The sequence below is a fragment of the Flavonifractor plautii ATCC 29863 genome, assembly GCF_000239295.1.
In the GTDB taxonomy this organism is placed as follows: Bacteria; Bacillota; Clostridia; order Oscillospirales; family Oscillospiraceae; genus Flavonifractor; species Flavonifractor plautii.
In genome coordinates this window covers 1-7,985 of record NZ_JH417670.1, presented here as the reverse complement: position 1 = coordinate 7,985, position 7,985 = coordinate 1, and the positions used below count along the sequence as shown (strand labels likewise).

8 protein-coding genes are annotated in these 7,985 nt (G+C 64.1%); 6 read left to right on the top strand and 2 right to left on the bottom strand.

Annotated elements, in window-relative coordinates:
* Positions 1-506: 506 nt before the first annotated feature.
* Entirely contained in the window at positions 507-1,037 is a 531-nt protein-coding gene (gene rplJ, locus HMPREF0372_RS03715; RefSeq protein WP_007489094.1) for a 50S ribosomal protein L10, read from the top strand.
* Positions 1,038-1,082: 45 nt separating this feature from the next.
* Positions 1,083-1,457 (top strand): 50S ribosomal protein L7/L12, encoded by a 375-nt coding sequence (gene rplL / locus HMPREF0372_RS03710; protein WP_007489093.1) that lies wholly within the window; start codon positions 1,083-1,085, stop codon positions 1,455-1,457.
* Between the two features lie 62 nt (positions 1,458-1,519).
* On the opposite strand, the gene HMPREF0372_RS03705 is transcribed toward rplL, so the two are convergent.
* Together HMPREF0372_RS03705 and HMPREF0372_RS03700 are read right to left on the bottom strand one after the other, a co-directional pair.
* Positions 1,520-2,074, bottom strand: a complete 555-nt coding sequence (locus HMPREF0372_RS03705) for a phosphatase PAP2 family protein (protein ID WP_007489091.1) — start codon at positions 2,072-2,074, stop codon at positions 1,520-1,522.
* Between the two features lie 66 nt (positions 2,075-2,140).
* Complete coding sequence (locus HMPREF0372_RS03700; RefSeq protein WP_007489089.1) at positions 2,141-2,665, bottom strand: DUF4330 domain-containing protein; 525 nt, start codon at positions 2,663-2,665, stop codon at positions 2,141-2,143.
* 117 nt (positions 2,666-2,782) lie between these two features.
* On the opposite strand from HMPREF0372_RS03700, the gene csaB reads away from it, so the two are divergent.
* Genes csaB through HMPREF0372_RS03680 form a run of 4 tightly spaced genes read left to right on the top strand, consistent with a single transcriptional unit; the run spans position 2,783 to position 7,902 of the window.
* Complete coding sequence (csaB, locus tag HMPREF0372_RS03695) at positions 2,783-5,005, top strand: polysaccharide pyruvyl transferase CsaB (protein ID WP_007489088.1); 2,223 nt, start codon at positions 2,783-2,785, stop codon at positions 5,003-5,005.
* A 5-nt stretch (positions 5,006-5,010) separates the two neighbouring features.
* Positions 5,011-6,084: a glycosyltransferase family protein gene (locus HMPREF0372_RS03690; protein WP_225123389.1), complete on the top strand. Its 1,074-nt coding sequence runs from the start codon at positions 5,011-5,013 to the stop codon at positions 6,082-6,084.
* 57 nt (positions 6,085-6,141) lie between these two features.
* Positions 6,142-7,221, top strand: a complete 1,080-nt coding sequence (locus HMPREF0372_RS03685) for an inorganic phosphate transporter (RefSeq protein ID WP_007489086.1) — start codon at positions 6,142-6,144, stop codon at positions 7,219-7,221.
* A gap of 24 nt (positions 7,222-7,245) precedes the next feature.
* The gene (locus tag HMPREF0372_RS03680) at positions 7,246-7,902 is read left to right on the top strand and encodes an HAD family hydrolase (protein ID WP_007489085.1); all 657 of its coding nucleotides are present in this window, start codon (positions 7,246-7,248) and stop codon (positions 7,900-7,902) included.
* The last annotated feature ends 83 nt before the right edge of the window (positions 7,903-7,985 follow it).

The window sequence follows — 7,985 nt, the reverse complement described above, 5'->3', positions numbered from 1 at the left end:
GCGAAAAAACAGGCTGGGCGAAGCCCAGCGGCATGTTTCGCGGAATGGCCGCTTAGCGACCCGACCATGCGCCCAACCCGCAGCGTGACAGCGTCGCCGCAAGCTCCAGATCCTTCGCTTCGCCGCCAGCGGCAAAGCTCACTCCTTCCGCTGCGGCTCCTTTTCCCCACGCGAACCGCTTCGCTGGGTTCGCGTGGGGGCCTCGAGGGTGAGAGAGCAACGGAAGCGGGACGAGTTCGCCGTAGCGGCGGATACGGGCCGACAGGCCCCGCAAAAAAATGTCATTTTCGGACAGGTTGTGCTTGACACAGCCTGTCCGGGATGATATACTATTAACCGTGTTCAAAGACAGCAGGTGGGCGCAAGCCGGAAATCCTGCCGAGAATGCAGCCACAACGGGATAAAATTCTTTGTGCTGTTTTCGCCTGCTTTGAATGCGAAAACAGCTTTTTTGTTGCGTCTGCATCGGAAAAGTTGGACTCAATCTCAACGGAGGTGAATTCCAAATGCCTAACGCAAAGGTTCTCAGCGAGAAGCAGGCCATCGTGGCCGAGCTGACCGAGAAGCTCAAGACCGCCAGCAGCGGCGTGCTTGTGGACTACAAGGGAATCACTGTGGCTCAGGACACCGCTCTGCGCGCCGAGTGCCGCAAGAACGAGCTGGACTACGCCGTCGTGAAGAACACCCTGGTGCGTTTCGCCATCAACAATGTGGGTCTGGAGGAGATGGATTCCGTCCTGAACGGCACCACTTCCCTGGCCCTGTCCCACGGCGATCCCATCGCTCCCATGCGCGTCATCAACAAGTTCGCCAAGCAGTTCAACGGTGAGAAGTTCACCATCAAGGCCGGTTTCATGGACGGCAAGGTCCTGTCCCTGGACGAGATCAAGGCTCTGGCCGAGCTGCCCTCCAAGGAGGTTCTGCAGGCTCAGGTTCTGGGCACCATGCTGGCCCCCATCACCAGCCTGGCCATCGTCATCAAGGCCATCTGCGAGCAGAAGGGCGGCTCTGTCGAGGCCGCCGAGGCTGTCGAGTAACTCGACACACATTTTTACAAACATTTATTTAGGAGGTTACCTATCATGGCTTCTGAGAAAATCAATGCCCTCATCGAAGAGGTTAAGGGTCTGACTGTTCTGGAGCTCTCCGAGCTCGTCCACGCTCTGGAGGAGGAGTTCGGCGTCTCCGCCGCCGCTATGGCTGCTCCCGCCGCCGGCGGTGCTGCCGCTCCCGCTGCTGAAGAGAAGACCGAGTTCGACGTGGTGCTGGCCGAGGTCGGCGCCGAGAAGATCAAGGTCATTAAGGCTGTCCGTGAGATCACCGGTCTGGGCCTGGCCGAGGCCAAGGCTGCCGTTGAGGCTGCCCCCAAGGCCATCAAGGAGGGCGTCTCCAAGGACGAGGCCGAGGAGCTGAAGAAGAAGCTGGAAGAGGTCGGCGCCAAGGTCGAGCTGAAGTAAGCTTTTTCACTCGCTTACCAAAAAGAGCTGTATCCCGTCTGGGATACAGCTCTTTTTTCGTGTTACGCCTCCAGTCCCCTCCAAGCGGCAAAGCGTTGCCAGAGCAGGCAGGCCAGCCAGCCGCAGAACAGGCCCACCAGCACCCCGGCCAGCACATCACTGGGGAAGTGGACCCCTACATACAGCCGTGAGAAGCCCATCAGGGCGGCCAGCACCACCGCCGTCACCCCCATCCACCGGCGGGGCAGAGTGCGGCACCAGGCCGACGCTGCGGCAAAGGAGGCGCTAGTGTGTCCTGAAGGGAAGGAGTTGGGGTCGTGCTCCGCGATCAGAGGCGTCAGCCCCTCCACCGTCAGCCAGGGCCGGGGGCGCTCCACCAGGTGCTTGAGAATCCCGTTGGTGAACATCAGGCTCAGCAGCAGGGCCATCAGGCCAGCTGCTCCCGCCTTCCGGGTCTTTTTGAAGCAGAGCAGAAGGACGGACAGGGCAATCCACATCAGTCCGCTGTCACCCAGATGGGTGTAGAGCGTAAACAGGGGTGTCAGGACGGCGTTGCGCACCGCCTCCTGGAGCCAGAGCAGGATGCCTCCGTCCAGATTCAGAAACCATTCGGGCATATTGTTTCCTCCATATAGGAGAGGGGCGGCGACATGGCTGCCGCCGCCCCTCTGTGTTCTTTTGTCTTACTGAGCATCGGCCGCAGCCGCGCCGTCCCCCCACTCGCAGTCCAGAATGACGCCATTCATCAGCTCAAACTTGTCGGTCTTTACCGTATGGGTCTTACCCACACGCACCTCCTGGGTGCCGATCTCTGTGGTAATGGGGTTGACCACGTTGCACTCGATGGTGAAGAGCAGGTCTATGGTGCCCTCATCCACCGGAATTTCCAGGGTGCCGTCAGTGGTATCCACCGTCACGGTCTGCTCATGGGCCCTCGGCTCCACAGAAACCACCTGGCCATCCAGCATCTCGCCGGAGGCCATCAATTGGCCGGGGATGTATTTCTGGATATTGTCGTAGACCTCCTGCTCCACACCCTTGACCAGCACGGTATAGGTTACCTGGGTCTTGCCGGGATTGATGCCGCCGCCCCCGTCCTTGCCCAGGAACTTCACGCCCAGCACCACTACGGCCACAAGGACCACCAGAATCACCAGCAGATCCACAATGTTGAGCTTGCCAAACAATCTTCCCTTTTCGTCTATCATCTTTTGTAACCTCCGAGGTTGTAAATTGACATAATACTTGGTACAATGATACTTGCATATTGTACCATACTTCCCTACCCTGAAACAAGTCTTTTCTTTGTCCGGAGGTTTTCATATATGAAAGTCATCACTCTGATTTCCGGCGGCGACAGCGGCGGAGCCAAGACTCACGTCCACTCCCTGCTGCAAAACCTCTCCCGCACCATCGAGGTGACCATGGTCTGCTTTCTGGAGGGCCCCTTTGCCCAGGAGGCCCGGGAGCTGGGCATCCCTACAGTGGTGCTCTCCGGCCGCAATCTGCTGCGCACATACCGCACCCTCAAACGGATGATCCGGGAGGGGGGCTATCAGCTTATCCACTGCCACGGCGCACGCGGCAACATGATGGGCGCCCTGCTGCGCCGCTCCACCGGCCTGCCGGTGGTGACCACCGTCCACTCCGACTACCGGCTGGACTACCTGGGCCGCCCCCTCTCCCGCCTCACCTACGGCACCATCAACACCATCGCCCTGCGCCGGCTGGACTACCGCATCGGCGTGTCCGACGCCATGACCGACCTGCTCATCAAGCGGGGCTTTGATCCCGACAGGCTGTTCACCATCTACAACGGCATCGACTTCACCCCCCGCACCCCTGCCCTGAGCCGTGAGGAATACTTCCGCTCCGTGGGGCTGGAGGCCGATGGGGACAGTGTAGTGGTCGGTATCGCCGCCCGGCTCAACCCGGTCAAGGACATCGCCACCCTGGTCCGGGGCTTTGCCAAGGCCCATCGGGAGTGCCCCAATCTGCGGCTGCTCATCGCCGGCGACGGTGAGCAGATGTCCATGCTCAAGGGGCTCGCCGCTGAGCTGGGGGTGGAGCGGCAGGTGTGCTTCGCCGGATGGGTCAGCGACACCGACAGCTTCTACCACGCCATCGACATCAACACCCTCACCTCTCTGTCGGAGACCTTCCCCTACTCTCTCACCGAGGGGGCCCGGGCCGCCCTGCCCACCATCGCCAGCCGGGTGGGCGGCGTCCCCTACCTCATTGAACACGGCGTCCATGGCCTGCTGTTCGAGGCGGGCGACGCGGATACCCTGGCCCGCCACCTGATTACTCTGGCCAAGGACCCCACCCTCCGCCAACACCTGGGGGAGCGGCTCTATCAGCGGGGCAGGGAGGATTTTTCCCTGGAGAGCACCCTGGAGCGCCAGCTCAACATCTATGAGACCATTCTCCGCCGCCAGAGCCGCAAGAAGGGCCGCCGGGACGGCGCCCTGGTATGCGGCGCCTACGGCCGGGGCAACGCCGGCGACGACGCCATCCTGGAGGCCATTGTCACCGAGCTGCGCCAGATCGACCCGGACCTCCCCATCTGGGTGCTCTCCCGCAACCCGGACGACACCCGCCTCACCTACCGGGTCAACTCCATCTACACCTTTGCCTTCCCCCGCTTTCTGTGGCGGATGCGCAAGACCCACCTCTACATCAACGGCGGCGGCTCCCTGATGCAGGATGTGACCAGCCACCGCTCTCTGTGGTTCTATCTGTTTACTATCTCCTGGGCCAAGCGGCTGGGCAACCAGGTGATGATGTACGGCTGCGGCATCGGCCCCATTCACTCCCCCGCCAACCGCCGCAGGGCCTCCCGCGTGCTCCAGAGGAGCGTGGACGCCATCACCCTACGGGACACACACTCCGCCGAGGAACTGGAGGACATGGGGGTGACGAGGCCACAGGTCATCCTCTCCGCCGATCCCACGGTGATCCTCCCCGCCGCACCAGCCCAAGTGGTGGACGGCATTCTGGAGAGTCAGGGGATTGACCCCCACGGCCGCTACATCGGCTTCGCCCTGCGGCCCTGGCCGGGGTTTGAGGCCAAGGCCGCCGTCTTCGGCGCCGCGGCAGACTACGCCTATGAGACGTACGGCCTCACCCCTGTCTTTCTGCCCATCGAGCGGCGTCTGGACGTGGGGGCGGCCCAGTTGGCCGCCCAGCACATGAAGGCCCCCCACTACATTCTTCCCCAGACCGGCCGCTCCGACCACACCATCGGTCTGTTCGCCCGGATGCAGGCGGTGGTCTCCATGCGGCTCCACGCCCTGGTCTTCTCCGCCGGTCAGGGTGTGCCCCTGGTGGGCGTGGTCTACGACCAGAAGATCAGCTCCTTCCTGTCCTACATCGGACAGGATCTCTACACCGGGCTGGACGAGGTGACGGAGGAGGCCCTGCGGTCCCACATCGACGCGGCCTGCGCCCGCATCGGGGATGAGGCCTTCCTCTCCGGCGGCGTGGAGCGGCTGCGCCAGGTGGAACGGCGCAACAGCGAGACCGCCCGGATGCTGCTGGAGAGGTGAGGGACGTGAGACAGATTCTCTGCCTGTCTGCTGACCCCTGGCGCACTATCCCCACCCGCACCCAGCAGCTTATGACCCGCATGCGGGACGCCCAGGTGCTCCTGTTCGAGCCGCCGGGAAAATACTCCCGACAGCCGGGCCGCAGGGTGCGCCCCGGTCTCACGGTCTGCGCCCTCCCCCCGGTGCTGGAGGCGGAGGAGCGGCACCGCCTCCTGTTCCGCCTTCACTACCGCAAACTGGGTAAGTTTATCCGCCGCCAGATGGAGCACCACCGTTTTAAGGAGCCGCTGCTGTGGTGCACCGCGCCGGAGCACATCCACCTGCTGGACGAGGTGCCCCACCGGGGTGTGGTCTACGACTGCGACCGGGACTGGCCCGACCAGTCCCCCCGGTGGGAGAGCGATCTGGCCCTGGCCGCCGATGTGGTCTTTGCCGCCTCCCAGGGGCTCATTGACCACCTCTCCCCCTGCAACGACAACATCGCCCTGCTGCCCAACGGGGTGAACCACCCCATGTTTACCCGGCCCCCCGCCGAGCTTCCGCCGGAGCTGCGGGGGCTCTCCAGCCCCATTCTGGGCTATACCGGCACCCTGTGGCGGGATCTGGACCTCGCCCCCGTTCTGTACGCCGCCCAGGCCATGCCGGCCTGCACCTTCGTCTTTCTGGGCCGCCGGGAGAAGAACCCCATGGCCGAGCTGCTAGAGCGGCTGCCCAACGTCCGCCTCCTGGGGCGGCGGGCGCCGGTGGAGGTGCCCGACTACCTGGCCCGCTTTGACGTATGCCTCAACCTGCTGCGCCGTTCCGAGCAGGGCAATGACGTGGTGCCCTGCCGCATCTACGAATACCTCTCCTCCGGCAAACCCGTGGTGTCCATGCTCTTTCCCGAGCAGGTGGAGCACTTCCCCGACGTGGTGTACGGCGCCCACTCTCCGGAGGAATTCGCCGCCCTCTGCCGCCGCGCCCTGGCGGAGACCGGCGACTGGGCCAAAAACCGCCGGAGGGAGCATGGGGCCGCCGCCGCCTGGTCGGCCCGCGCCGACGAGGTAACCCGTATTCTCGGTACCACCGGGCTCTATTGAGGTATGAGCGATGGGGCCCCAATTTCTCTCACATACAACACCCCCTGTCCCCGTAGAATGGGGACAGGGGGTGTTGTCTTGTCTCTGTCTGATCTTTTCACACAGGTAGCCCACAATCCGGTACTGGGGCTGACCTGTCTGCTGGTGCTGGCCGTGGTGCTGGTCAACGGCTGGACCGACGCGCCAAACGCTATCGCCACTGTGGTATCAACGGGAGTTCTCTCCTTTCGGCGGGCGGTCGCGCTGGCGGCGGCATGCAACCTGCTGGGCGTCCTCGTCATGACGGCAATCAACGCAACAGTAGCGGAGACCGTCTACTCCATCGCTGACTTCGGCCCGGACCGGGCCGCGGCTCTCTCCGCTCTCTGCGCGGCGCTGTGCGCCATTGTCCTTTGGGCCGTCCTGGCCTGGCGCTTCGGGGTGCCCACCAGTGAGAGCCATGCCCTGGTGGCCGGGCTCACCGGGGCCGCCCTGGCCCTGCCCGGCGGGCTGGACAACATCCGGGCTGGAGCCTGGGGACGGGTACTCCTGGGACTGGTCCTCTCCGTGGCGCTGGGCTGGTGGGTGGGCGGCCTGTGCCGCCGTCTGCTGGAGCGCCTGCACCCCTCCCTCCCCCTCTGCCGCCGGGGCCAACTGGCCGGGGCGGGCGCTATGGCCTTCCTCCACGGGGCCCAGGACGGGCAGAAATTTCTGGGCGTCTTTCTCCTGGGCGCCGCGCTGGCCCAGGGGGGCGGTGTGGGCCAAACCTTCTCCGTGCCCGGCTGGCTTATGCTGCTCTGTGCCGCCGTCATGGCCCTGGGTACCGCGATGGGCGGGCGGCGGATCATCGAAACCGTGGGTCGGGACATGGTGATTCTGGCCCCCCGGGAGGGTCTGGCCGCCGATCTGGGGGGCGGACTTTGCCTGCTCCTGTGTACGCTGGCCGGCCTTCCAGTGAGCACCACTCACGCCAAGACCGCCGCCATTCTCGGGGCCGGCTCCGCCGGCGGGGGGACGGTCAACCACCGTGTGGCTGCCCGCATCGCCCTCACCTGGCTGTTCACCTTTCCCGGCTGCGGCCTGCTGGGGTTTTTGTTGGCCAGCCTCTTCCGTTCCCCCCTCTCCTGTGGTATACTGATGCCCAGTACGATTTTCTGACATTCGACACAGGAGGCTCCAACCATGTACCCCTACGACACAGTCATCTTTGATTTAGACGGCACGCTTCTGAACACCCTTCAGGATCTGGCCGACAGCACCAATTACGCTCTGGCGCTTCAGGGGATGCCCGCCCGAACGCTGGAGGAGGTTCGCCGCTTCGTAGGCAACGGCGTGGGGCGGCTCATCCACCGGGCCGTGCCCGAGGGGACGCCCGAGGAGGTGGAAGCCCGCGTCCTGGCCGACTTCCGCGCCCACTATACCCTGAATATGGAGCATAAAACCGCCCCCTACCCCGGCGTTCTGCCCCTGCTGGACCGTCTGGGGCAGGCCGGTATCCGCACCGCCGTGGTGTCCAACAAATTCGACAGTGCGGTAAAGGGCCTGTGCCATGCCTATTTTGGGGCGCGCATCCCGGTGGCCATCGGCGAATCCCAGGGGGTAGCCCGCAAGCCCGCGCCGGACACGGTATTCCGCGCGCTGGAGGAGCTGGGCGCCGGAACCGGCCGGGCCGTCTACGTGGGCGACTCCGATGTGGACATCCAGACCGCCGCCAACGCCGGGCTGCCCTGCCTTTCGGTGAGCTGGGGCTTCCGGGACGCGGAGTTTCTCACTGCCCATGGCGCCCAGCGCATCGTGGACACCCCCCAGGCATTGGAGGCCCTGCTTCTCGGCGCATAAGGCCAAAAAGCCCCCGCCATAGCTTTGCTATGGCGGGGGCTTTTTTTAATACATCAGGTTCTTCTCGGTCTCAGGGTCAAAGA